Annotated in this window: 21 protein-coding genes; 10 read left to right on the forward strand and 11 right to left on the reverse strand. The window is 68.0% G+C overall.

From position 1 onward, the window contains the following. Positions 1 to 186 precede the first annotated feature (186 nt). On the reverse strand, positions 187 to 2,214 hold the full coding sequence (gene dnaA / locus HW837_RS03960) for a chromosomal replication initiator protein DnaA (protein ID WP_193379358.1): 2,028 nt from the start codon (positions 2,212 to 2,214) through the stop codon (positions 187 to 189). Between the two features lie 416 nt (positions 2,215 to 2,630). On the opposite strand from dnaA, the gene rpmH reads away from it, so the two are divergent. The 9 genes from rpmH to HW837_RS04005 all read left to right on the forward strand — a co-directional run bounded on the left by rpmH (position 2,631) and on the right by HW837_RS04005 (position 9,529). Continuing rightward, the gene (gene rpmH, locus HW837_RS03965) at positions 2,631 to 2,768 is read left to right on the forward strand and encodes a 50S ribosomal protein L34 (RefSeq protein ID WP_005482975.1); all 138 of its coding nucleotides are present in this window, start codon (positions 2,631 to 2,633) and stop codon (positions 2,766 to 2,768) included. 21 nt (positions 2,769 to 2,789) lie between these two features. After that, positions 2,790 to 3,161: a ribonuclease P protein component gene (gene rnpA, locus HW837_RS03970; RefSeq protein ID WP_078853524.1), complete on the forward strand. Its 372-nt coding sequence runs from the start codon at positions 2,790 to 2,792 to the stop codon at positions 3,159 to 3,161. Beyond that, positions 3,158 to 3,511, forward strand: coding sequence for a membrane protein insertion efficiency factor YidD (yidD, locus tag HW837_RS03975; protein ID WP_045558513.1), 354 nt, complete (start codon positions 3,158 to 3,160; stop codon positions 3,509 to 3,511). Before rnpA ends, yidD begins: the two co-directional genes overlap by 4 nt. Positions 3,512 to 3,514: 3 nt before the next feature. Beyond that, positions 3,515 to 4,786 carry a membrane protein insertase YidC gene (gene yidC, locus HW837_RS03980; RefSeq protein WP_193379357.1) on the forward strand — a complete coding sequence of 424 codons (1,272 nt, stop codon included), beginning with the start codon at positions 3,515 to 3,517 and terminating at the stop codon, positions 4,784 to 4,786. A gap of 15 nt (positions 4,787 to 4,801) precedes the next feature. Then, positions 4,802 to 5,314: a Jag family protein gene (locus HW837_RS03985; RefSeq protein ID WP_045558511.1), complete on the forward strand. Its 513-nt coding sequence runs from the start codon at positions 4,802 to 4,804 to the stop codon at positions 5,312 to 5,314. A gap of 115 nt (positions 5,315 to 5,429) precedes the next feature. Further along, on the forward strand, positions 5,430 to 6,146 hold the full coding sequence (gene rsmG, locus HW837_RS03990; RefSeq protein ID WP_045558510.1) for a 16S rRNA (guanine(527)-N(7))-methyltransferase RsmG: 717 nt from the start codon (positions 5,430 to 5,432) through the stop codon (positions 6,144 to 6,146). A 279-nt stretch (positions 6,147 to 6,425) separates the two neighbouring features. Next, complete coding sequence (locus tag HW837_RS03995) at positions 6,426 to 7,499, forward strand: ParA family protein (protein WP_078853556.1); 1,074 nt, start codon at positions 6,426 to 6,428, stop codon at positions 7,497 to 7,499. Further along, positions 7,496 to 8,587: a ParB/RepB/Spo0J family partition protein gene (locus tag HW837_RS04000; RefSeq protein ID WP_045558508.1), complete on the forward strand. Its 1,092-nt coding sequence runs from the start codon at positions 7,496 to 7,498 to the stop codon at positions 8,585 to 8,587. The genes HW837_RS03995 and HW837_RS04000 overlap by 4 nt, the downstream gene beginning before the upstream one ends. A gap of 324 nt (positions 8,588 to 8,911) precedes the next feature. After that, positions 8,912 to 9,529: a GNAT family N-acetyltransferase gene (locus HW837_RS04005; RefSeq protein ID WP_045558507.1), complete on the forward strand. Its 618-nt coding sequence runs from the start codon at positions 8,912 to 8,914 to the stop codon at positions 9,527 to 9,529. A 51-nt stretch (positions 9,530 to 9,580) separates the two neighbouring features. Here the strand turns inward: HW837_RS04005 and trxA are convergent, their stop codons facing one another. From trxA to HW837_RS04040, 7 genes are all read right to left on the reverse strand, one after another. Further along, positions 9,581 to 9,913, reverse strand: a complete 333-nt coding sequence (gene trxA / locus HW837_RS04010; RefSeq protein ID WP_045558506.1) for a thioredoxin — start codon at positions 9,911 to 9,913, stop codon at positions 9,581 to 9,583. 41 nt (positions 9,914 to 9,954) lie between these two features. Next, a complete protein-coding gene (gene trxB, locus HW837_RS04015; RefSeq protein ID WP_045558505.1) occupies positions 9,955 to 10,926 on the reverse strand; it encodes a thioredoxin-disulfide reductase in 972 nt (323 codons plus the stop codon). Between the two features lie 173 nt (positions 10,927 to 11,099). After that, positions 11,100 to 11,990, reverse strand: a complete 891-nt coding sequence (locus HW837_RS04020; protein ID WP_193379356.1) for an anti-sigma factor family protein — start codon at positions 11,988 to 11,990, stop codon at positions 11,100 to 11,102. After that, positions 11,987 to 12,700 carry an RNA polymerase sigma factor SigM gene (gene sigM / locus HW837_RS04025; RefSeq protein WP_045558503.1) on the reverse strand — a complete coding sequence of 238 codons (714 nt, stop codon included), beginning with the start codon at positions 12,698 to 12,700 and terminating at the stop codon, positions 11,987 to 11,989. The genes HW837_RS04020 and sigM overlap by 4 nt, the downstream gene beginning before the upstream one ends. Positions 12,701 to 12,723: 23 nt before the next feature. Beyond that, the gene (locus HW837_RS04030; RefSeq protein ID WP_193379355.1) at positions 12,724 to 14,451 is read right to left on the reverse strand and encodes a protein kinase family protein; all 1,728 of its coding nucleotides are present in this window, start codon (positions 14,449 to 14,451) and stop codon (positions 12,724 to 12,726) included. A 118-nt stretch (positions 14,452 to 14,569) separates the two neighbouring features. Beyond that, the gene (gene murJ, locus HW837_RS04035; RefSeq protein WP_193379354.1) at positions 14,570 to 16,786 is read right to left on the reverse strand and encodes a murein biosynthesis integral membrane protein MurJ; all 2,217 of its coding nucleotides are present in this window, start codon (positions 16,784 to 16,786) and stop codon (positions 14,570 to 14,572) included. A 47-nt stretch (positions 16,787 to 16,833) separates the two neighbouring features. After that, on the reverse strand, positions 16,834 to 19,242 hold the full coding sequence (locus tag HW837_RS04040) for a DUF6049 family protein (protein ID WP_193379353.1): 2,409 nt from the start codon (positions 19,240 to 19,242) through the stop codon (positions 16,834 to 16,836). Positions 19,243 to 19,478: 236 nt separating this feature from the next. Here HW837_RS04040 and HW837_RS04045 point away from each other — a divergent pair, with 236 nt between their 5' ends. Then, complete coding sequence (locus tag HW837_RS04045; protein ID WP_045558499.1) at positions 19,479 to 20,927, forward strand: CCA tRNA nucleotidyltransferase; 1,449 nt, start codon at positions 19,479 to 19,481, stop codon at positions 20,925 to 20,927. A gap of 99 nt (positions 20,928 to 21,026) precedes the next feature. Here the strand turns inward: HW837_RS04045 and HW837_RS04050 are convergent, their stop codons facing one another. The 3 genes from HW837_RS04050 to HW837_RS04060 all read right to left on the reverse strand — a co-directional run bounded on the left by HW837_RS04050 (position 21,027) and on the right by HW837_RS04060 (position 24,202). Beyond that, positions 21,027 to 22,316 (reverse strand): MFS transporter, encoded by a 1,290-nt coding sequence (locus HW837_RS04050; protein WP_193379352.1) that lies wholly within the window; start codon positions 22,314 to 22,316, stop codon positions 21,027 to 21,029. A gap of 78 nt (positions 22,317 to 22,394) precedes the next feature. Then, positions 22,395 to 23,477, reverse strand: coding sequence for an inositol-3-phosphate synthase (locus HW837_RS04055; RefSeq protein WP_045558497.1), 1,083 nt, complete (start codon positions 23,475 to 23,477; stop codon positions 22,395 to 22,397). 44 nt (positions 23,478 to 23,521) lie between these two features. Then, positions 23,522 to 24,202: a PadR family transcriptional regulator gene (locus HW837_RS04060; RefSeq protein ID WP_045558496.1), complete on the reverse strand. Its 681-nt coding sequence runs from the start codon at positions 24,200 to 24,202 to the stop codon at positions 23,522 to 23,524. Positions 24,203 to 24,296: the final 94 nt, after the last annotated feature.

The following is a 24,296-nucleotide window of genomic DNA, read 5'->3' on the forward strand; positions in this document are numbered from 1 at the left end:
AACGGCCCGGGGGACGCGTGGAGGCGGCCCGAGAGCCGGATCGAAGCGGCCCAGCAGCCCCGTCGAGGCCGCCCGGGAACGCCGAAGGCGCCCTCGGGAACTCGTCCCGGGGCGCCCTCAGCGACGTACGACGGTGTGCTGCGGCCGACGTCCGACGGCCCTGTCCGCCCTGTCGTCCCTGTGTCGTCAGCCGTTCTTGATGCGGTTCGTCAGCTCCGTCACCTGGTTGTAGATGGACCGGCGCTCGGCCATGAGCGCGCGGATCTTGCGGTCGGCGTGCATGACGGTGGTGTGGTCGCGGTTGCCGAACTGCGCGCCGATCTTGGGCAACGACAGGTCGGTCAGCTCGCGGCACAGATACATCGCGATCTGGCGGGCCGTGACGAGGGCCCGGCCGCGCGAGGTGCCGCACAGGTCCTCGACGGTGAGCCCGAAGTAGTCGGCCGTCGCGCCCATGATCGCGGTGGCGGTGATCTCCGGGGACGCGTTCTCGCCGCCCGGGATCAGGTCCTTGAGGACGATCTCGGTCAGTCCCAGGTCCACCGGCTGCCGGTTGAGCGACGCGAACGCCGTCACCCGGATCAGCGCGCCCTCCAGCTCACGGATGTTGCGCGAGATACGGGACGCGATGAACTCCAGTACCTCCGGCGGGGCGTTGAGCTGCTCCTGCACCGCCTTCTTGCGGAGGATCGCGATCCGCGTCTCCAGCTCGGGCGGCTGGACGTCGGTGATCAGACCCCACTCGAAACGGTTCCGCAGCCTGTCCTCCAGGGTCACCAGCTGCTTGGGCGGCCGGTCGCTGGAGAGCACGATCTGCTTGTTCGCGTTGTGGAGCGTATTGAACGTGTGGAAGAACTCCTCCTGCGTCGACTCCTTGTCCGCCAGGAACTGGATGTCGTCGACGAGCAGGATGTCCATCTCGCGGTACCGCTTGCGGAAGCTGTCGCCCTTGCCGTCGCGGATGGAGTTGATGAACTCGTTGGTGAACTCCTCCGAGCTCACGTACCGCACCCGCGTGCCCGGGTAGAGGCTGCGCGCGTAGTGCCCGATCGCGTGCAGCAGGTGCGTCTTGCCGAGGCCCGACTCCCCATAGATGAAGAGGGGGTTGTACGCCTTGGCCGGCGCCTCGGCCACCGCCACCGCGGCCGCGTGGGCGAAGCGGTTCGAGGCGCCGATGACGAAGGTGTCGAAGAGGTACTTCGGGTTCAGCCGAGCCGTCGGCTCGCCCGGCCCGGGGGCCGGCGCGGGCTGCGCCGCCAGCGGGCCGGGCGCACTGCTGGCCGGCCCGCCCCGGTGCACGTGTCCCGAGCCGGGCGGCGGCTGAGGGAGCTCGCGCCGGTCCGGTCGCTGGTAGTCGGAGTCGCCACCGGATCGGTCGTAGTCGCCGCGGGGCTGGTCGTAGTCGGGGCGCCCGGAGTCGTACTCGGAGCGCTGGTCGTACGGTGACCGGTCCATCGGCTGCGAGCGGTAGTCCGACGACGGCGAGGCGTAGGGGTCCCGCTCGGGGAACCCGAGTCTCTGCTGCTGCCAGCCGTAGTCGTCCTGCGACGGCCGCGGCCAGGCACCCGGCTCGGGCCGCTGGTACTCGGACGGGTACGCGGGCCGCGCCGTCGGGAGCTGGTCCGAGCGGCCGGGGGGCATCTGATCCGTGCGCGGGGGCGGCAGCAGATCGCCGGGACCGCCGCCCAGCTGTTCGCCGCGGCCCGGGCCGCGGTCGTCGGCCCGGTGGCGTCCGTACCCCTCGTAGGGGTCGCGCCCCTGGCTGTCATATCCGTTCGGATTGTCGTACGTGCCCTGCTTCTCGTATTCGCCGCGCGCCTCGCGCCCCGGACCGTCGTACGCGTCCCTGCTGTCGTACGACTCGCGGTTCTGGGCCGGGACGGAGGGAAGCTCCGGCTCGTCGAAGCGGCGCTGCACCAGCGGGGGCGGGGGCTCGCCGACGGAGCTGTCGACGGTGATCGCGATACGGATCGGACGGCCGCACTCCCGGCTCAGGGTCTCGCTGACGATCGGCGCGAGCCGGCCCTCGAGTACGCCCTTCGCGAACTCGTTCGGGACGGCGAGAAGTGCCGTGTCCGCGACCAGGGCGAGGGGCTGGCAGCGCTTGATCCAGCGCTCGTCCTTGACCTCGACACCCTGGCCCTGGCCCTCACCCAGGAGCTTTTCCAGTACGCGTGGCCACACTGCGGCAAGATCGGCAGGTACGTCAGCCACAGGGCACGCTCTCTCACAGGTCCCACGAACGTGTGGTTCTGGGACAGGTCGGTTTGGAACTCGGGTGGGGCACTCGGAACGAGCTGCTGGTGGGCGGGTCGGGTCCCAACAGCCAAAGGAAAGGGAACGAATCGGAGTTCAGTCACGGTAGTCACGGCGACCGGTACGGTTCAAGTTGTTGTCCCCAGCCTGTGGATAGTGTCTCTCCGTGATCTCTGGTTTGACCGGATGGCGTAGCCGCGCGTACCGTAACCAGGTCGAGTTGTCGATGGCTGCTGCCGCCTGCCTCCGATGGGCACAGGTCACTTCAGGTGATCGGACAGCGGTGCACTCGGGCGTTGAGCGAGCTACTCGTGGGCGCACGGTGACAGCCAGGACGGCACCCGCAAACACCGATTTCTTTCTGGAGCCCCCGAGTGAGCAAGCGCACCTTCCAGCCGAACAACCGTCGTCGCGCGAAGACCCACGGCTTCCGCCTGCGGATGCGTACCCGTGCCGGTCGCGCGATTCTCGCGAACCGCCGCAGCAAGGGTCGCGCCAGCCTTTCCGCCTGATCCTGATCAGGTCATGACGTCGTGCTGCCTACCGAGCATCGGCTGAGGCGGCGCGAGGACTTCGCGACCGCGGTACGACGAGGACGCAGGGCCGGACGCCCTCTCCTCGTCGTTCACCTACGTAGCGGTGCCACGGACCCGCACGCGCCTGGGGAGAGCGCTCCCCCGACGCGTGCGGGTTTCGTCGTGAGCAAGGCCGTCGGTGGTTCGGTTGTACGCAACAAGGTGAAGCGCAGGCTTCGCCATCTGATGCGCGATCGAGTCGCCCTGTTTCCCCCCGGTAGCCTGGTAGTCGTACGAGCGCTACCCGGAGCGGGTGACGCCGACCACGTACAACTGGCCCAAGACCTGGATGCCGCCATAGGGCGGCTGCTGGGAGGGGGCGCACGATGAAGTACCCGCTGCTGGCGCTGATCAAGGTGTACCAGTGGACGATCAGTCCGCTGCTCGGGCCGGTCTGCAAGTACTACCCGTCGTGCTCCCACTACGGCTATACGGCCATCGACCGGCACGGTGCGATCAAGGGAACGGCACTCACCGCCTGGCGCATCCTGCGGTGCAATCCGTGGTCGCTCGGCGGTGTGGACCACGTCCCACCCCGCAAGCGCCCACGGTGGCACGAGATGTTGCGTGGCGCCTGGCGTGCACGCAAGGGCGGGACCTCCGCCGCCGAACCGGCCACCGAGGGGCATGTCTCCTCGGGCCCGGCCGCAGAGACCCCGTCCCATGCCCAAGGAGCATGATTAGTGGACACGATTGCCAGCCTCTTCAGCTTCATCACGACACCTGTCTCCTGGGTCATCGTCCAGTTCCACACGGTGTACGGCGCCCTCTTCGGCCCTGACACAGGATGGGCCTGGGGCCTGTCCATCGTGTCCTTGGTGATCCTGATCCGTATCTGCCTGATCCCGCTCTTCGTGAAGCAGATCAAGGCGACCCGGGCCATGCAGACACTGCAGCCCGAGATGAAGAAGATCCAGGAGCGCTACAAGAACGACAAGCAGCGCCAGTCCGAAGAGATGATGAAGCTGTACAAGGAGACGGGCACCAACCCGCTCTCCTCGTGCCTTCCCATCCTGGCGCAGTCGCCGTTCTTCTTCGCCCTGTACCACGTGCTCAACAGCATCGCGAACAACGACACCATCGGTGTCATCAACGAGAGCCTGCTGCAGAGCGCGCAGAAGGCGCACATCTTCGGTGCCCCCCTCGCCGCGACCTTCACGGACACCGCCGCTGAAGCCGCAGCGCTCGACGCCTCGATCACCACGGTCCGGATCGTCACTGCGATCATGATCGTCCTGATGTCGGCGTCGCAGTTCTACACGCAGCGTCAGCTGATGACGAAGAACGTCGACACCACGGTGAAGACGCCGTTCATGCAGCAGCAGAAGATGCTGATGTACATCTTCCCGATCATGTTCGCCGTCTTCGGCATCAACTTCCCGGTCGGTGTCCTCGTCTACTGGCTGACCACCAACGTGTGGACCATGGGCCAGCAGATGTACGTCATCCACAACAACCCGACCCCGGGTTCCAAGGCGCAGGCCGCCTACCTGGAGCGCCTCGCCAAGCACGTCACGCGGCACGGCAAGACCCGCAACCGTCGTGAGCGCGCCATCGTCAAGGCGATCGTCGCCAAGGGCCGTGACCGCAACGAGTACGAGCGGAAGTTCATCACCGGCCTGGGCAAGGAGGGCCTCGCGGCCCAGAACGACGGCACCGTGATCCAGAGCGAGGTCTCGGCCGTCGCCACGGCCGAGGACGGTACGCCGACGACCCCGAAGCGTCAGCAGCCCAAGCGCCAGTCCAAGGCCCAGCGTCAGTCCGGTGGTGCGAAGGCCGCCGACGACATCGAGCCGGAGCCCACCTCGCTGACCAAGTCGGACGAGCCGGAGGACGCCAAGCCGGCGGCCGCTGCCAAGAAGGCCGCGCCCAAGCCCGGTGCCGGCGGCCGCAGCAAGGCTCAGTCCGGTCAGCGCAAGGGTCAGCAGCGCCCCAAGTCCCCGTCCAAGAAGTAAGAAGGAGTCCATCCCGTGACGGAAGGCACCACCTCCGCCGCCTCCGAGGGTGGCGACACCCTCACCCGCCTGGAGCAGGAGGGTGAGATCGCGGCGGACTACCTGGAAGGTCTGCTGGACATCGCCGACCTCGACGGCGACATCGACATGGACGTCGAGGCCGACCGTGCCTCTGTCTCGATCATCAGCGACTCCGGTAGCCGCGATCTCGGCAAGCTCGTCGGACGCGAGGGCGAGGTGCTCGAGGCTCTTCAGGAGCTCACGCGCCTGGCCGTGCACCGTGAGACCGGCGACCGCAGCCGTCTGATGCTGGACATCGCGGGCTACCGGGCCAAGAAGCGCGCCGAGCTCTCCGAGCTGGGTGCCAAGGCGGCGGCCGAGGCCAAGAGCACCGGCGAGCCCGTCAAGCTGCAGCCGATGACGCCCTTCGAGCGCAAGGTCGTGCACGACGCGGTCAAGTCCGCCGGTCTGCGCAGCGAGTCCGAGGGCGAGGAGCCGCAGCGCTTCGTCGTCGTCCTGCCTGCCTGATTCGGTACGCACGCTTCTCCGGCCCCGTCTGCCTGCAGGCGGGGCCGGACTTTGTCAGCCTGTTGTTCTGGTGTCAGCGCCCAGTGCGCTCTTGCGGTACGGAAGGACGGTCCCCGTGACGGAGGCAGCGGAGCTCCCCCCTGCGCCCGAGCAGGCGCGCGACGTATTCGGAGATCGCTACGCGGACGCGGTCCGATACGCCGAGCTCCTGGCCGAGGCGGGAGTGCAGCGCGGACTCATCGGCCCGCGCGAGGTACCCCGCCTGTGGGAGAGGCATCTGCTGAACTGCGCGGTGCTCTCCGAGGTCGTGCCCGAGGGGGTGACGGTGTGCGATGTCGGTTCCGGTGCCGGCCTGCCCGGTATCCCGCTGGCCCTTGTCCGGGAGGATCTGAAGATCACGCTGCTGGAGCCTCTGCTGCGGCGTACGAACTTCCTGACCGAGGTGGTCGAGCTTCTGGGCCTGGACCATGTGACCGTGGTCCGTGGCCGGGCCGAGGAAGTCCTCGGGACGCTGCAGCCGGTCCATGTGGTGACGGCGCGAGCTGTGGCCCCACTGGACCGACTGGCCGGCTGGGGCATTCCGCTGCTGCGTCCGTACGGAGAAATGCTGGCGCTCAAGGGCGACACGGCGGAGGAGGAGCTGAAGAGCGCAGCCACTGCCCTGAGCAAGCTCGGTGCCGTGGAGACCTCCATCCACCATGTGGGCGAAGGGGTGGTCGATCCGCTGTCCACGGTCGTCCGTGTGGAGGTCGGGGAGAGCCCGGGTGGTGTGCGCTTCGCGGCGAAGCGCGCGAAGGCGGCTCGGACAGGACGGGTACGGCGTCGCCGCTAGGCACTGATCTGGATGGCCGCTGATCTGTCCTGAATACTCCACACAAGCTTCCAAACCCAGGCATCTCGGAGTGTCGCGCGAGCGTGGCCTGTGCCGCTGGGCATCGTGTTTCACGTGAAACGTCGCTCACTGCTGCACGGCATCATCAGCCGTGGCCGCGCCGCGGCCGAACCGCGCGACCGGAAGCCTCTCGGGTCACTCGGAGAGGTAACGGAGTTTTCCACAGAGGTGGAATTCTCCACAGAACACCAGGCCTCACTGGTTCACGACCCCGAAGGCATGGGAGGCTCTGTTCATTGCGAGCCTGAAGTCGAGGAGAGTGAATCCTTGCGGTCCGACGCCAACATCGCGGGACCGATGACCGATCCGGTCCCCGGTCCCCGTACCGAGTCGATGGGGGAGGATGTTTCACGTGAAACACCGCCCCCGATGGACGACACTCCCATCGGTCGTGCTGCCCAACTGGCGGTAGAGGCTCTGGGCCGCGCCGGTGAGGGACTGCCTCGGCCCGAGCAGACCCGAGTCATGGTCGTCGCCAACCAGAAGGGCGGCGTCGGAAAGACCACGACGACGGTCAACCTCGCCGCTTCGCTGGCTCTGCACGGCGCCCGTGTCCTCGTGGTCGACCTCGATCCACAGGGCAATGCGTCCACCGCGCTCGGTATCGACCACCACGCAGAGGTGCCGTCCATCTATGACGTGCTGATCGACAGCAAGCCGTTGTCGGAAGTCGTCCAGCCCGTTCCCGATGTCGAGGGTCTCTTCTGTGCCCCCGCCACGATCGATCTCGCCGGTGCGGAGATCGAGCTGGTGTCGCTGGTGGCACGAGAGAGCCGACTGCAGCGGGCGATCCAGGCGTACGAGCAGCCGCTGGACTACATCCTCATCGACTGCCCGCCTTCGCTCGGTCTCCTGACGGTGAACGCGTTGGTCGCCGGCCAGGAAGTCCTCATCCCGATCCAGTGCGAGTACTACGCGCTGGAGGGCCTCGGTCAGCTGCTCCGCAATGTCGACCTGGTACGGGGGCACCTCAACCCCGTCCTCCATGTTTCGACCATCCTGCTCACCATGTACGACGGCCGGACCCGCCTGGCGTCCCAGGTCGCCGACGAGGTGCGCACCCACTTCGGCGAAGAGGTGCTGCGGACGAGCATTCCCCGCTCGGTCCGGATCTCCGAGGCGCCGAGCTATGGGCAGACGGTGCTGACTTACGATCCAGGATCGAGCGGTGCCCTCTCCTATCTTGAGGCGGCACGAGAAATCGCACTGAAGGGTGTGGGCGTCGGGTACGACCCGACGCACGCGCACATCGGTGCTCAGAACAATCCGAGTGTGGTGGAGGGGATCCAGTGAGTGATCGACGGAGGGGGTTGGGCCGTGGTCTCGCCGCACTGATCCCAGCGGCCGCGACGGGCGAGAAGGAGGCACCGACAGCTGCTGCACCCGCCGCCGCGTCAGCGCCATCTGTCTTCACCCCTGAACGTGGGATGGCGGCTTCGAAGCTGGCCACGCTCCCGGCTGTTTCACGTGAAACAGAGGAGCTGTCGCAGAATGCCGCGGCCGACCTGCCCGCAGCACCTGTCGGCGCGTACTTCGCCGAACTGCCTCTCGACTCCATCACCCCGAACCCGCGCCAGCCCCGCGAGGTGTTCGACGAGGATCTCCTTCAGGAACTCGTCACCTCCATCAAGGAGGTCGGCCTTCTCCAGCCCATCGTCGTACGGCAGGTGGGCCCGGCCCGCTACGAGCTCATCATGGGTGAGCGGCGCTGGCGCGCCTGCCATGAGGCCGAGCTCGACGCGATCCCGGCGATCGTGAGGGCGACGGACGACGAGAAGCTTCTGCTGGACGCGCTCCTGGAGAACCTGCATCGCGCCCAGCTGAACCCGCTGGAAGAAGCCTTCGCTTACGACCAGCTGCTCAAGGACTTCAACTGCACGCATGACCAGCTGGCCGACCGAATCGGTCGCTCGCGCCCGCAGGTCTCCAACACCCTGCGTCTGCTGAAGCTTTCGGCGGCGGTTCAGCGCCGTGTGGCAGCGGGTGTTCTCTCCGCCGGGCACGCGCGGGCGTTGCTCTCCGTCGAGGACTCGGAGGAGCAGGACAAGCTGGCTCACCGGATCGTGGCCGAGGGCCTCTCGGTGCGAGCGGTCGAAGAGATCGTCACCCTGATGGGATCGCATCCGAAGAGCGCCACACGGTCCAAGGGCCCGCGGGCCGGCTCCGTGCCGTCCCCGGCGCTCGGCGAGCTCGCGACGCGACTCTCGGATCGCTTCGAGACGCGCGTGAAGATCGACCTGGGGCAGAAGAAGGGCAAGATCACCGTGGAGTTCGCCTCCACGGAGGACCTGGAGCGGATCCTGAGCACGCTCGCTCCCGGCGAGAAGCTCGCTCTGCAGAGGAGTCTTTTGGACGACGCCACGGAGGAGTCGGAGGCCTGAGCCCTCTGATTCGCAGGGCGGGCCTTCGGCTCGTCGACCGCATGAGCGGGCTGTGTCCGATGTATACCGGACACAGCCCGCTCTTTGCTTTGAGGCGGTATCTAGGCAATCGCATCGTGGATACGATGCGTTCGGGTATGGCGCATCGACCTGGCGGATCTTTGTGGAGAGGCGGGCCATGCGAACCGTGAGCCGTTCCGGACTGGTGACCGCAGGCCTGGGACTGGGTGCCGTCGGCGGATTCGTCGGCAGTCTGCTCAGGGAGCGGAGCGCTCTGACAGCCGCTCGCGACGCTGCGGGCGAAGGAAGCGAGGATCAGCCTTCATGGGGCGTCGGCTCGTACCGCTCACGCTGGACAACCTTCAGGACCTTCCCAAGCGCTGTCGCTCGTGTGTCTTCTGGGAGTTGGACCCAGTCAGCGGCGAAGCCGCGGTAAAGGCGGGCACTCCCGCTCTTGAGAAGGAAGCATGGATCTCAGCCGTCCTGCTGGACTGGGGGTCCTGTGGTCGGGTCGTCTACGTGGACGACGTACCGGTGGGCTTCGTGATGTACGCGCCTCCGGCTTATGTGCCCCGCTCCACTGCGTTCCCCACGAGCCCGGTCTCCCCTGACGCCGTCCAGTTGATGACGGCCTTCATCATGCCGGGCTACCAGGGGCAGGGGCTGGGTCGTGTGATGGTTCAGACGGTAGCCAAGGATCTGCTGAGACGGGGCTTCAAGGCGGTCGAGGCCTTCGGGGACGTCAACTGGAAGGAAGCGGCGTGTGTGCTTCCCGCCGACCATCTGACGGCCGTGGGCTTCAAGACGGTGCGGCCCCACCCCGCCCACCCCCGGCTACGGCTGGAGCTGCGGACGACGCTCTCGTGGAAAGAGGACGTCGAGCTGGCGCTGGACCGGCTTCTGGGAGCCGTGCAGAAGGAGCCGGTGCTGCGACCGCTCTAAGCGAAAGGGCCGACCCTCCAGGGTCGGCCCTTTCGTGTTTCACGTGAAACATCACTCGGCGATGAAGTCCTCGAGGTCGCGCACGATCGCGGCCTTGGGCTTGGCGCCGACGATGGTCTTGGCGACCTCGCCACCCTGGTAGACGTTCAGCGTCGGGATGGACATGACGCCGTACTTGGCAGCCGTGGCCGGGTTCTCGTCGATGTTGAGCTTGACGATCTCGATCTTGTCGCCGTACTCCTGGGCGATCGCTTCGAGGGACGGCGCGATCTGGCGGCACGGGCCGCACCAGGCGGCCCAGAAGTCCACCAGGACGGGCTTGTCGTTCTTGAGGACGTCCTGCTCAAAGGAGTCGTCGGTCACGTTCTTCAGAGTGCCGGCCACTGAGGGCTCCTAACTGGTTGGTGCGGTGGGGCGGACGGGGGTCAGATGGTGGTCTTCTCGGGCTCGGCTGCCTGGTCGCCGTCTGCGAGAGCGGCGAGGAAACGCTCGGCGTCGAGGGCGGCGGCGCACCCGGTGCCGGCCGCAGTGATCGCCTGGCGGTAGGTGTGATCGACGACGTCGCCGGCGCCGAAGACACCGGTCAGGTTCGTCCGGGTCGACGGGGCCTCCACCTTCAGGTAGCCCTCGTCGTCCAGGTCGAGCTGCCCCTTGAAGAGCTCGGTGCGCGGGTCGTGGCCGATCGCGATGAACAGGCCGGTCACCGGCAGCTCGGACGTCTCGCCCGTCTTGAGGTTGCGCAGCTTCAGACCGGCGAGCTTCTGGTCGCCCTGGATCTCGGCGACCTCGCTGTCCCAGACGAAGGAGATCTTCGGGTCGGCGAACGCACGCTCCTGCATGGCCTTGGAGGCACGCAGCGTGTCCCGGCGGTGGACGATGGTCACGGACTTGCCGAACCGCGAGAGGAAGGTGGCCTCCTCCATGGCGGTGTCGCCGCCGCCGATCACGGCGATGTCCTGGTCCTTGAAGAAGAACCCGTCACAGGTGGCGCACCAGGAGACACCGCGTCCGCAGAGCGCGTCCTCGTTGGGAAGCCCAAGCTTGCGGTGCTGGGAGCCCGTGGTCACGATGACGGCCTTGGCCCGGTGCACCGTGCCCGCAGTGTCCGTCACGGTCTTGATCTCGCCGCTCAGGTCGACGTCGACGATGTCGTCCGGAACGAGCTCCGCACCGAAGCGCTCGGCCTGCGCCCGCATGTTGTCCATGAGGTCGGGGCCCATGATGCCGTCCCGGAAGCCCGGGAAGTTCTCCACATCGGTGGTGTTCATCAGCGCACCGCCTGCTGTGACGGCGCCCTCGAACACCAGCGGCTTCAGCGACGCGCGCGCGGTGTAGAGCGCCGCCGTGTAGCCGGCGGGCCCGGAGCCGATGATGATCACGTTACGGACGTCGCTCACGGCTTGTTTCCTCGTCTCTGGGGACTGCTGCGTACTGCCGGTGGGAGCTGCTCTCGAAACTCTCACCCCACCCAACGGATCCTAAGGGGCGCGCATTCCCGGTGTGTCCGGGCACACGGAGGCGCGACGCCACACGGGAGATCCCGGAGGTGGCTCAGCGCGCTAGACGGTGCTCAGGGACGGGCGTAAGCGTGTTTCACGAGAACGTCACCGACGGGCTCCGACGCCTTCTTCAAGCACGAGGCGTCGACGACGTAGGCGGTGACGCGTGCGTCGTCGGAGCGGTCGGGCAGCAGCACGAGGTACGCGTCGGCTCCCTGGTAGGTACCCGGCTCGGAAGCGATCGCACCTGTGGTGTCCCCGATGCCCTTGGCGATGCAGTCGGGCACGTCGGGGGCGAAGAACGTCTTGGTGCCCTTGTCCGGGGCCGTCGCGGTCCCGAAGGGCTCCTTACCGCCCGTGCCTCCACTCTCCGTCTTGGTCAGGAGGTCTTCGACCCGCTTCTCCAACTTGACGCCGGAGAAGGTGTCGGAAGCACTGGCCGGAGGGCTGTCGTCGTCACGGAGCGACTGGACGAGAACGGCACCGAAGCCCAGGGCGGCGATCGCGAAGACGGCACCGATGGCCGTCCGACGGCGGCTGCGCCGCTTCTGGCTCGTCCTGCCCGGGCCGGTGGACGCGCGTGGACGACCGGCCGGACGGTCGTCCACGCGCGACGATGTTTCACGTGAAACATGCGCGTCGTTCTCGCTCGCAGCGGTGCGAGAGGCAGCGGCGAGCTCGTCGGGCGTCTCGCTTGCGGGTCCCGTGGCGTTCAGCAGAGCCTCGGCGGCCAGAGCGGCGTCGATCCTTCCCGCCACGTCGTCGGGCATGCGGGGAGGTCCTGGCAGGGTGCCGAGGAGGCCACGGATCTCCTCCAGCGAGGCATAGACGTCGGAGCAGAGAGGGCACTCGTCCAAGTGCTGACGGACATCCGCGGTGCGGGAAGGAGGAAGGAGTCCCTCGCTGAGGTCGGAGATCTCCGTGACCTCCGGGTGCCCGGCCGTGTCGGTCGTGGATGTCACGCTCGCCCACCTCCGCCCTTCACAGCAGCTGAATCGCTTGGCCCTGCATCGTGTGCTCCCGCTGCGGGTGGGACGGATGTCCCCGGCGCCCGGTTCCTTCCCCGCCCCGACTTTCTGCCGCTCTCCCCCTCGCCCTCCGCGCGGAGATGGGTCAGGAGCGGCAGAAGTCTGGCTCTGCCACGGGCGCAGCGGCTCTTCACCGTGCCGGTCGGTACATCGAGGATGCGTGCGGCCTCCGCCACCGGGTAGCCCTGCATGTCCACCAGGACGAGCGCCGCCCGCTGGTCCTTCGGCAGGGTGCTCAGGGCTTCCAGCAGCTGGCGGTGCAGATCGTTGCGCTCGGCCGGAGCGGACGCCGATTCGTACGGCTCCAGGAGCTGCTCCAGGCGCTCGGTGTCGTCGACGGGCGACGTCTTGCGGGACGCCGCCTTGCGGGCGCGGTCCAGGCAGGCGTTCACCGTGATGCGGTGCAGCCAGGTCGTGACGGCCGACTGGCCACGGAAGGTGTGGGCGGCCCGGTAGGCGGACACCAGGGCGTCCTGGACGGCGTCGGCGGCTTCTTCGCGGTCTCCCAGGGTTCGCAGCGCCACCGCCCAGAGGCGGTCCCGGTGCCGCCGCACGAGCTCACTGAAGGCGTCGGCGTCCCCCTCCACGTGCCGGGCCAGGAGATCCTGATCGCTCGCCTCGCTGTGGTCAGCGCTGTGCGCCATCGGACCCCCTCCCGTCGGTGAACTCAGCCCATGAACTTCACGTCGGTGATCGCCTGCTTGTAGCCAGGGTTGCTGTACTGATCGCCGTTGGCCTTCGGTACATCCGTGAGCCACACGAGAACGTACCGGGTCTTCACCGACTTCTTGGCGGAGATCTTGAGTTCCGTCCCGGTCGTCCCGTTGGTGGCGATCTTCGTCATGGAGCTGAGCGGAGCGGACGACGACAGGGAGTCGGCCGCGTAGAGCGTGGCCGTCGTGCGATCGCCGGGGTAGTACAGCCCTATCGAGGCAGCCGACACCTCCTGGGCCGAGCCGAGGTCGTAGACGATGCCGACGCCCTGCTTGTACGGAGCCAGGGTCGGCCCGCCCTTGAAGGAGTAGGTCCGCCAGTATGTAGACCCGCTGCTGTCGTAGGTCAGGCCCACGTCGCTCGGGTGCTGGGCCTTGCCGTCCGGGTAGTACTCAGCGGCGCCCTTGATGCTGAGCGTCGTGACGGGCTTGGCCTTGTCGGTGCCCTTGTCGTTGCCGTCGCTCGTCTGGGGCGAGTCCGGCTCGGTGGACTGGCTGCCGCTGCCCACTAGCGCGTCGGCCAGCTGCCAGCTGCCGAGACCGAGCGCGGCGATCAGCAGCGCCGACACGGCCCACTTGAGGGCCTTGCCGGTCCTGCTCTGCAGCGGGGGAGGCGGTGTCTGCAGGGGCTGTGTGATGCCGGCGTGCGGGGACGGACGACCGTAGCTCCCCTGCTGGTACGACGTGTGCTGGTACTCGGGGGGTGCGGTGAAGGCGGGCTCCGGCGGCCGGATGCGGGGCATCTCGCCGATGGCCTTCACCAGTTCCTCCGGGGTGGTGCACGGAGACTCATGGCGGGAGGCCGTGGCACCGTCGTTGGCGAGTGCCCGCATGGACAGCTCCGACAGTCCCCGGTGGACGCCCGCACGGACCTGGTCGGGCGCGATGAGCCCGACGCCCTTGGGGAGTCCGGAGAGGCCGTGTGCGTCGTTCTCGTACGGCCAGCGCTGGGTGAGTGCCGAGTACAGCAGCGCGCCGATCGCCTCGGTGTCCGTGCGCTGCGGGGTGTCCGAGCTGATGCCGCGCAGGGCGGCGTTGACCGCGAGACCGCGAATGCGCCACTGGCCGGCGGCGGAGCGCAGCACGGCACTCGGGTTGAGCCGCAGATGTGAGAGACCTTCCCGGTGCGCGGCGGCCATGGCATGGGAGATCTGCGTGACCATCTGGTACGCGTCGTGCGGCTCCAGCGGACCGGAGGCCAGCAGCGTCGTCAGTTCCGTGGCGTCGGGCAGCCATTCGTGCACCACGTACACGAGGTCGTTCTCCTCGACCGCGTCCAGCACCTGGACGAAGCGGGGGTCACCCAGCAGCGCCGAGGAGCGGGCCGCCGCCAGCACGGAACGAGCTCGTGTGTGGTCGGCGGGCAGCACATGCACCCCGACCGCGCGGCGCAGTTTCTCGTCCACGGCGCGCCAACTGCTGAAACCGTCCAGACGGGTGACGCACTCTTCGAGGCGGTAGCGCCTGGCGAGTTTGTGACCGCTGTGCAGTTCGGGCGGTGTCGTCTTGGAAGGGCTCTCGGTGCCGCCGCTCCCCTGGGCCTCTTCGCTCGCCGAGCTTTCCGTGTCCCGCTCCCGGTTCTGGGCCTCCCCGTCGGCCGTGGACTGGTCCGCTTGTGCGGTCAGCGGCTCGTCGCCGCTGTTGTCTGCCACGTCGACGGCAGCCGTGCTCCGTTCCGCCACCGTCGTCCCTGCCTCCCCATCCGTTGAGCGTTCCAAGACGCCAAAGCCAATTGTGCCCACAGTCCGCCGCTATGAGCGACACGCGTCGGCGGACGATGGTTGTGCGCCTACCCCAGCCTCAGCGCCCCAGCCGTCCGCGGACCATACCGACCATCGAGTTGAGCTCTTCGATGCGCATGCGTCGCGCGGCGACGTAGAAGACACCGAGGAGAACGATTCCGCCCCCGGCGAGGGCGAGCATCGAGCCGCCGACGCCCTGTCCCAGGGCCCGGCTGATGCCGTAGCAGGCCGCACCACTGAGCAGCGCCGCGGGCAGCGAGGCGATCGACAGGCGCGCGTACGTGCGCATGACCCTGGAGCCGTCCAGGTCCCCGCCCAGCCGCTTCTTGAGGCGTCGCCAGGCCACGCCGACACCGATCATGTAGGCGAGACCGTACGCGGCGGCCATGCCGACCACGGCCCAGCGGGCCGGGATCACGAAGAAGCAGATCGCCGAGGCGCTCGCGTTGACGGCGGCCACGATGACCGTGTTGTAGAAGGGCGTCCGGGTGTCCTCGTACGCGTAGAAGGCGCGGAGGACGACGTACTGCACGGAGTACGGGATCAGGCCGAGGCCGAAGGCCATCAGCATGAAGCCCATGTTCGTCGCCGCGCCGGTGCCGGACGAACCGAAGATCAGCGTGCACATCGGGATGCCCAGCGAGACGAAGCCGAAGGCGATGGGCACGATGGCGACCGCCGTGGTGCGCAGGCCCTGTGAGATGTCGTCACGCACCGCGCCGGCGTCGTCCTCGGCTGCCGAGCGCGAGATGCGGGGCAGGAGGGCGGCCATGAGCGAGACGGTGATGATGGCCTGCGGGAGGCCCCAGATGAGCTGGGCGTTGGCGTAGGCGCTGAAACCGGTACCGGCGATCCTCGTCTCGGTGACCGCTGCGGTCGCCAGCTGAGTCACCACGAGGGCGCCCGCTTGGTTGGCGAGCACGAACAGGATCGTCCACTTGGCGAGCATCGCGGCCTTGCCGAGACCGTGCCCCTTCCAGTCGAAGCGAAGCCTCAGCCGGAAGCCGGTTTCCCGCAGGTACGGGATCATGGCCAGGGCCTGGACCACGAGACCCAGGAGAATGCCGATGCCGAGCAGTCGCTCCCCCTCCGGGGGAATGGTCTCGACCGTCATATGCGAGTTGGCGGCACTGCCGTAGACCCAGAGGAACGCGCCGAGAGTGACGATGATGACGATGTTGTTGAGGACCGGGGTCCACATCATCGCGCCGAAGCGTCCACGGGCGTTGAGGATCTGCCCCATCACCACGTGAATGCCCATGAAGAAGATCGAGGGCAGGAAGTACCGGGTGAAAGTAACCGCGACGTCGTTGGCTTCGGCGTTCGTGGCGAGTGGGGTCGACAACGCCCTGACGAGTAGTGGCGCGGCGAACATGGCTAGCGCGGTGAGGAGACCGAGGATCACCATGACCAGCGTCAGGAGCCTATTGGCGTAGGCCTCCCCGCCGTCATCGTCCTCCTTCATGGCCCGCACGAGCTGGGGCACGAAGACGGAGTTGAGACCACCGCCGACGGTGAGGATGTAGATCATCGTAGGCAGCTGATAGGCCACCTGGAAGGACTCACCGAGAAGGCTGAGACCCAGCGCCGAGACGATCATCGCCGAGCGGATGAACCCCGTGAGGCGCGAGACCATGGTGCCCGCCGCCATGACGGCGCTCGACTTCAGCAGGCCCGAGGCCCGTCCGCCCTTCTTCGCGGCAGGCGCCGGCGTGGGAACGGGCGAGGGCTCCTCGCGGGCCGGACGGCCCACCTCGGGGCCGGGGGCCGGCGTCGGCCCGGGAACCGACGGCTGCCCCACAGGGGAGCCGCCTTGCTGCTGGTCACGGAAGAGATGGGCGAAGGCGTCCGGCTCGTGGCGCTCCTCACCCGCCTGTGTCACCAGGTCGTCCACGCCCACGAACTGCGTGGTCCGGGCGTCGTCGCCGTACGGCAGATGCCGGGTCGGGCCCTCGGGCTCGGGCGCCGGAGTCTGGGCCCACACACGAGGGTCGGGCGCGTACTGCGGTGCCGACGGCTGCGCGTAGAGCGGCTGCTGCGGCTGGTAGGTGCCCGGAGCCGGCGGCGGGTGGGCGGCCCGGTCGTAGAGCGCCTCGGCCACCGGGTCCTGGGCGGCGAGGTCCCGTGCGCGGTAGGGGTCCTGGTCGTAGGCGTCCTGGAGGTACATGTCCGCGGGGGGCTGCGGCGGCACCTGGCCCGGCCCGGGCAGCTGGCCGTCGGGATACCCCGAGTCGGCCGCGCCCTGGCCGCGGTCACCGTCGTACGGCGCGTTCATGCTTACCCCACCTCATCGTCCCCGGGCCAACCGGCCACGACAATCGCTCAACGGTCCACTCTCTCACCCGTGCCGGACGGGTCGGCGCTTTCCGGAGCGGTGTCCGGTGCCGGGTCACTCGGGTGCTCCGGCTCATCCGTCCCCGACTTCGCCGGGGGATTCTCCTCGCCAGTGTGTACGACTGAGGCCGCCTCGGTGTTCGCTTCACCGTCCTTCCGGGCGCTCTCCGGGTCCTCGGCGTCCGCCGGGGGTCCCTCCGCCGCCAGCCTGGCGGCGGCGCGCTTGCGCTGGGTGTACATCCGGAAACCGGCGAGGACGAGAAGCAGGACGCCACCGGCGATGACCAGCATCACCGTGGGGGTGATCTCGGTGACGTTCACCGTGAACCTGACCTCGTCACCATACTTCTCGCCGTCCACGGTGTAGAGCTGGGCGACGACCGTGACCGGCCCGTTGGCCTCGGCGTTGGTGGTGAACTTCACCGACTCGCTGTGTCCGCCGGAGATGTCGACGGACCGCTCGTCGAAGTCCATGTCGCCGATCTTCAGGCGCTTCGGCGCGTTGGACGTGAGTCGCAGCGTCAGATTGTCGACGCCCTGCACGAGGTTGTTCTGCACGGTCACGGGGATCGTCGCGCTGCGGCCCGAGAGCTTCGTCTCGGACTTCTCGATCAACCGGACCTGCTCGGTGAGCGAGTTGAGGTGCGTCTGGACGCCGTTGCGGTAGACCGCCGCGTCCATGGACCGACCTCGCCAGGAGGTGGACATCTCCCGGTCCATGGTCCTGCCGAACGGCGTGACCACTCGGGACTGGTCGGAGAGGATCACCTTGAAGCGGTCGAGGTCGGTCTGGGTGGTCCGGATCTCCTCGAAAGCGGACTTCGGCAGCGCCTGCTTCCGCAGCGACGAGGGGTAGGCCGAGGCCGACGGGATCTTGGTGCTGGCGTTCGGATCGGGCTTGGCCGCGGCCGCCGCCGAGAGGTCCTGAGTCTGCGACCAGTTACCGCCCTCGAGCGCGGTGAGGGCCTGCGCCATGGTCTGTGCCTGGCTCGCCGTCGGCATGCGCTGCGGAGCGATCACGACGCTGCGCTGCTTGCCGTTCTGGAGGTCCGTGGTCAGGCTCTGGGCGAGGAAGCGCTGCACGGCCAGTGTGGAGCTCTCGGCCTTCGTCATGTCGCCCTGGAAGGCCGTCGACAGCCGGGCGTCCGCGACCACGGCCGTGGTACCGCCGCCGATGGGCCGGGCCGCGTTGGGTGTGTAGGACAGGCTGCTGTTCTCCTGCAGGCTGTCACTGCGGGCGATCACCTTGTCGGCGCCCGCCGAGATGGCGACCTTGACGATCGACGGGTCGACGGCGCCGTTCACGGGCCAGGCGAAGTCCGTCTCCGGCTTCACCCGGAGGATGTTCTGGACCGTGTCGGAGGCCACATCGGTGGCGTCCTTCAGCCGGCTGAGCGAGCCGGTGATCGTCTTGCCGTTGTGGGCCAGGGCCGCGAGATCCGGGTCGGCGAAGGGCAGAGCGATCACCTCCTCGCCCTGAACCGCGGTCTCCAGCTCGGCCAGCCACTCCTTGGCGACAGCCTGGTTCTTGCCCGGCACGGTCGTGCCCCCGCTGCGGACCTGGTAGACGCCCGTCATCGCGACAACCGATGCCAGCAGGTCCGGATCGATCACCCAGGTGACGTCCAGGTCCTTGCCCAGCGTGAGCATCTGCTCCAGGCGTCCGCCCGCGGAGATCTCCTTGGCCAGCTCGTCGTCGAGGAAGACGGGCGTCTGCTGCTCGCCCGGACCGGTCTCGGCCGTCAGATGAGTGGTGGAGATCAGCGGCCAGAGGTAGGTCGTCTTCGTTTTGGTGCCCGCCTCGTCGGGCTGCCACGGCAGGAATGTGCGCTGGATGCCGAGGACCTGGTCGTACTGAGCGGCGCCGGTCCTGCCCGAGAGCGAGACGCCCAGCTGATAGACACCGTCCGGGCCGAGGTCCAGCTCCTTGACGGGCACCGAGATGGTGAAGGGCTGAGCCACTCCTGAGGCGAGCGCGGAGAACTTCTCCACGTACTTGCCGCCGACCTCCGGCCCGTCGGCGTACTGGTCGAAGCCGGTGCGCTTGGCCGCGTCGTCGATGGACGAGCGGCCCGTCACGGCGGCCGGGGCCACGCGCAGGCCCACGTGGGCGTCCGTGACGGTCTGCTTGCCCTTGTTCGTCACCGAGCCCGAGACGGTGACCGTGTCGCCGTCTGTGGGCAGGCTCGGGCTGAGCGAGTCGAGGGAGACCTCGACGGTGTTCGACCCCGTGGCCTCGGCCAGGGAGACCTTCGGGGCTGCCTGCGCGGACGGAGGCGCGGGCAGCTGGAACAAGCCGGCCAGCAGGGGCGCCCCGGCGAGGATGGCGCCGGTGCGCAGCATCCACCGGCGGGCAGGTGAGGGACTCGTCCCCTGGAAGTCTGCCGCCTCGGCCACGCGCTCGCCCGTCCCTCGTCGTCGTCAGTGGTCGTCGGAATGTGCGTCCACGCATGGTAACGAGGTGCGCTGAGAGGAAGTGCCGCAGTCCGCTCCACAAGATCGGGGAACGAGACCGCGCTGTCCCCGTATGTGCATGTATCAAAGGGGCGTGTGAGGGGGTCACGTGCGCGAAGCCCTTGTGCACGTTCAATGGAGGCGACTGCGGCCACCGGCGCCCCGTACCCTTTTCAGTTGTGCCGAACGCCAACGAAGACATCAGTGCCCTGAGCCAGGTGCAGCACCGCGCGGTGAGTGAACTGCTGCGGGTGTTCCCTGTCGCCGACGACCTCGCCCGCCGCTTCCAGGAGGCCGGCTTCGCGCTCGCCCTGGTCGGAGGTTCGGTCAGGGACGCGCTGCTGGGGCGGCTCGGCAACGACCTGGACTTCACGACGGACGCCCGCCCCGAGGACGTGCTGAGGATCGTGCGGCCCTGGGCGGACGCCGTCTGGGAGGTCGGGATCGCCTTCGGCACGGTGGGTGCGCAGAAGGACGGCTACCAGATCGAGGTCACGACCTACCGTTCCGAGGCGTACGACCGGACCTCGCGCAAGCCCGAAGTGTCGTACGGCGACTCGATCGAGGACGATCTCGTACGCCGTGACTTCACCGTGAACGCGATGGCGGTGGCCTTGCCGGAGAAGGAGTTCATCGACCCCCACGGCGGGCTGGAGGACCTCTCGGCGCGCGTTCTGCGTACTCCCGGCACACCCGAGGCGTCGTTCTCCGACGACCCGCTGCGCATGATGCGGGCCGCGCGTTTCGCCGCCCAGCTGGGCTTCGAGGTGGCTCCCGAGGTCGTCTCGGCGATGGGCGACATGGCCGGCCGTCTCGACATCGTCTCGGCGGAGAGGGTGCGGGACGAGCTGAACAAGCTGATCCTGTCCGCTCACCCCCGTGAGGGTCTGACCCTCCTGGTCGACACCGGTCTCGCCGAGCACGTCCTGCCCGAGCTGCCGGCGCTGCGGCTGGAACGTGACGAGCATCATCGGCACAAGGACGTCTACGACCACACACTGATCGTTCTGGAGCAGGCGATCGCGCTGGAGGAGAGTGGGCCGGACCTCACGCTGCGGCTCGCCGCGCTGCTGCACGACATCGGCAAGCCCCGCACGCGTCGTTTCGAGAAGGACGGCCGGGTCTCCTTCCACCACCACGAGGTGGTGGGCGCCAAGATGACCAAGAAGCGCATGACCGCCCTCAAGTACTCCAACGACCAGGTCAAGGACGTCTCGCGGTTGGTGGAACTCCACCTGCGCTTCCACGGATACGGCACCGGTGAGTGGACGGACTCCGCTGTCCGCCGCTATGTGCGAGACGCGGGCCCGCTCCTGGACCGCCTCCACAAGCTGACCCGCTCCGACTGCACCACACGGAACAAGCGCAAGGCGAGCGCTCTCTCCCGGGCGTACGACGGTCTGGAGGAGCGCATCGCCCAGCTGCAGGAACAGGAGGAACTGGACGCGATCCGCCCGAGTCTCGACGGCAACCAGATCATGGAGATTCTGGGCGTCGGGCCTGGCCCGGTGATCGGGCAGGCGTACAAGTTCCTGCTGGAACTGCGTCTGGAGAACGGGCCGATGGAACACGACGAGGCCGTGACAGCACTCAAGGAGTGGTGGGCTCAGGCGTCGCAGGTCTCCTGACGACAGCCGGTCGGCCGTCTTCGGTCGGCATCGGCGCGACGGCGATGTTTCACGTGAAACAGAGGTCGATGTTTCACGTGAAACATCGCCGTCGCCGTATCAGCTCCGCCGGGTCACGCCGAAGCGGGCCATGGCCGCAGCGATCACTCCGTAGATCACCGCCACGGTGACCACCAGGGCGGCCGAGCGGCCGTCCGCTGGGAGCATCAGGGCGGCCACGGCAGCGGCGCCGACGAAGGCGACGTTGAACAGGACGTCGTAGAGGGAGAAGATCCGGCCCCGATAGCCGTCCTCGACGGAGGACTGGACGATCGTGTCCGTCGAGATCTTCGCTCCCTGTGTGACCAGACCCAGGACGAACGCCGCGATCAGTATGGGCACCTCCGTGAAGGGCAGGCCGAGCGCCGGCTCCAGCACGGCGGCGGCCGCGGAGCAGGTGACGATCCAAAGGCCGGGGCCCAGCCGCCCCGCGGCCCAAGGGGTGATCACCGCCGCCGTGAAGAATCCCGCTCCCGAGATGCCGACGGCGAGACCGAGGAGGGCCAATCCCTCATCGGAGTCGGACCTCCCCGAGCTGTCGGACGACCAGGCATAGCGGCAGAGCATGAGCACCATGACGGTCAGGGCGCCGTAGCAGAACCGCATCAGCGTCATCGAGGCCAGCGCCCAGGCAGCAGCCCGCCGTCCCGGCTCAGCGAGATGTCGTACGCCCGCTGCCAGACCCCGTGCGGTGCCGGCGAGGGCGGCACCCAGTCGTGGCTGCACCAGCTCGGGCTCCGGGCCGAGCAGTTCTCGGGCGATACGCAGGGAGGCCAGTGCGGCGCAGAGGTAGAGGCACGCGCCCAGGAGGACCACTGCGGCGTCGGAGTCCGACGCCACGAGGCGTACGGCGAAGGCGAGTCCGCCGCCCGCGGTCGCGGCCAGCGTCCCGGCTGTCGGCGAGAGCGAGTTGGCGATCACCAGGCGGTCGGCGTCCACCACACGGGGCAGCGAGGCGGAGAGGCCCGCCAGGACGAAGCGATTGACCGCCGTCACGCACAGCGCGGAGGCGTAGAAGAGCCAGTCCGGCACATGGCTCAGGATCAGGACGGCCGTCACCGACGCCAGCAGGGCGCGGAGGATGTTTCCGTACAGCAGGACCTGGCGGCGTCGCCAGCGGTCGAGCAGGACACCGGCGAACGGGCCGACGAGGGAGTACGGGAGGAGGAGCACTGCCATCGCGGAGGCGATCGCGGCTGCCGACGTCTGCTTCTCCGGCGAGAAGACGACATAGGTGGCCAGCGCGACCTGGTAGACGCCGTCGGCTCCCTGGGACAGCAGCCGTACGGCCAGCAGATGCCGGAAGTCCCGGAAACGGAGCAGGACGCGCAGGTCGCGCACGACGGACATGGGGCACAGCCTCACATACGGGGAGGGTCCCCGGGCAGCTGCCCCAGGGACCCTCAACGGCCCGCTACGAGCGTCTGATCAGCGCTCGACCTCGCCCCTGATGAACTTCTCCACGTTCTCTCGGGCCTGGTCGTCGAAGTACTGCACCGGCGGGGACTTCATGAAGTACGACGACGCCGACAGGATCGGGCCGCCGATGCCACGGTCCTTGGCGATCTTCGCGGCGCGCAGTGCGTCGATGATGACACCCGCGGAGTTCGGGGAGTCCCAGACCTCCAGCTTGTACTCCAGGTTCAGCGGGACGTCACCGAAGGCGCGGCCCTCGAGACGGACGTACGCCCACTTGCGGTCGTCGAGCCAGGCGACGTAGTCCGACGGGCCGATGTGGACGTTCTTCTCGCCGAGCTCCCGGTCGGGGATCTGGGAGGTGACGGCCTGGGTCTTGGAGATCTTCTTGGACTCCAGGCGGTCGCGCTCCAGCATGTTCTTGAAGTCCATGTTGCCGCCGACGTTCAGCTGCATCGTGCGGTCCAGGATCACCCCACGGTCCTCGAACAGCTTCGCCATGACGCGGTGCGTGATGGTGGCACCCACCTGCGACTTGATGTCGTCACCGACGATCGGGACGCCCGCCTCGGTGAACTTGTCCGCCCACTCCTTGGTGCCGGCGATGAAGACCGGGAGGGCGTTGACGAAGCCGACCTTGGCGTCGAGGGCGCACTGGGCGTAGAACTTCGCCGCGTCCTCGGAACCGACGGGCAGGTAGCAGACGAGGACATCGACCTGCTTGTCCTTGAGGATCTGGACCACGTCGACCGGGGCCTCGGCGGACTCCTCGATGGTCTCGCGGTAGTACTTGCCGAGACCGTCCAGCGTGTGGCCGCGCTGCACGGTCACACCGGTGCTCGGCACGTCACAGATCTTGATCGTGTTGTTCTCGGAGGCGCCGATGGCGTCCGCGAGGTCCAGCCCGACCTTCTTGGCGTCGACGTCGAAGGCGGCGACGAACTCCACGTCCCTGACGTGGTAGTCACCGAACTGCACGTGCATGAGGCCCGGGACCTTGGACGCCGGGTCGGCGTCCTTGTAGTACTCGACTCCCTGCACCAGCGACGCGGCGCAGTTACCCACACCGACGACGGCTACGCGAACCGAACCCATTCCGGTTGCTCCCTGTGTGTACGAGTGAGGTCCTGGCAGGGACCTCACGTGGTGGTGTCGCCGGGCGCATCCGGCCCGGGGGTGTCCCCGGGCCGGGGCAGGGCGCCCGGCGCTCCCTCTGTGGTGTCGCGAGCGGGTTCTCCGTGGCCGGGGCCTTTCAGGTCCCGGCCCGCCCGCTCGCTTTCGATGAGCTCGTTCAGCCAGCGCACTTCGCGCTCCACGGACTCCATCCCGTGGCGCTGGAGCTCGAGCGTGTAGTCGTCGAGGCGCTCGCGGGTGCGTGTCAGCGAGACACGCATCTTCTCCAGCCGTTCCTCCAAACGGCTGCGACGGCCCTCCAGGACGCGCATACGCACATCGCGGGAGGTCTGCCCGAAGAACGCGAAGCGAGCAGCGAAGTGCTCGTCCTCATAGGCGTCGGGACCCGTCTGCGAGAGCAGCTCCTCGAAGTGCTCCTTACCTTCCGCCGTCAACCGGTAGACGATCTTGGCGCGGCGACCCGTGAGCGGGGCGGCGGCAGCATCTTCCGGGGTACCACCCGACTCCTCGATCAACCAGCCGTTGGCGACCAGCGTCTTGAGGCAGGGGTAGAGCGTCCCGTAGCTGAACGCCCGGAACACACCCAACGACGTGTTGAGTCGTTTGCGCAGCTCATAGCCGTGCATCGGGGCTTCGCGGAGCAGACCGAGGACGGCGAACTCGAGTATTCCGGAGCGCCGGCTCATCGTCGCCTCCTGTCTTCCACTGGCCCTGTCGACACGATGTATGCCGAGCTGATGTATCGACTCGATACATCACGACGATAGAACGCCCCTACGG

The organism is Streptomyces caniscabiei (assembly GCF_014930365.1).
Taxonomy (GTDB): domain Bacteria; phylum Actinomycetota; class Actinomycetes; order Streptomycetales; family Streptomycetaceae; genus Streptomyces; species Streptomyces caniscabiei.

Excerpts from the sequence above, each read along its gene's own strand:
- HW837_RS04005 (WP_045558507.1), top strand. The coding sequence starts at position 8,912 with ATGGGGCGTCGGCTCGTACCGCTCACGCTGGACAACCTTCAGGACCTT.
- murJ (WP_193379354.1), bottom strand. The coding sequence starts at position 16,786 with ATGAACGCGCCGTACGACGGTGACCGCGGCCAGGGCGCGGCCGACTCG.
- HW837_RS03995 (WP_078853556.1), top strand. The coding sequence starts at position 6,426 with ATGGGAGGCTCTGTTCATTGCGAGCCTGAAGTCGAGGAGAGTGAATCC.
- sigM (WP_045558503.1), bottom strand. The coding sequence starts at position 12,700 with ATGGCGCACAGCGCTGACCACAGCGAGGCGAGCGATCAGGATCTCCTG.
- yidD (WP_045558513.1), top strand. The coding sequence starts at position 3,158 with ATGAAGTACCCGCTGCTGGCGCTGATCAAGGTGTACCAGTGGACGATC.
- HW837_RS04055 (WP_045558497.1), bottom strand. The coding sequence starts at position 23,477 with ATGGGTTCGGTTCGCGTAGCCGTCGTCGGTGTGGGTAACTGCGCCGCG.
- HW837_RS04050 (WP_193379352.1), bottom strand. The coding sequence starts at position 22,316 with ATGTCCGTCGTGCGCGACCTGCGCGTCCTGCTCCGTTTCCGGGACTTC.
- HW837_RS04060 (WP_045558496.1), bottom strand. The coding sequence starts at position 24,202 with ATGAGCCGGCGCTCCGGAATACTCGAGTTCGCCGTCCTCGGTCTGCTC.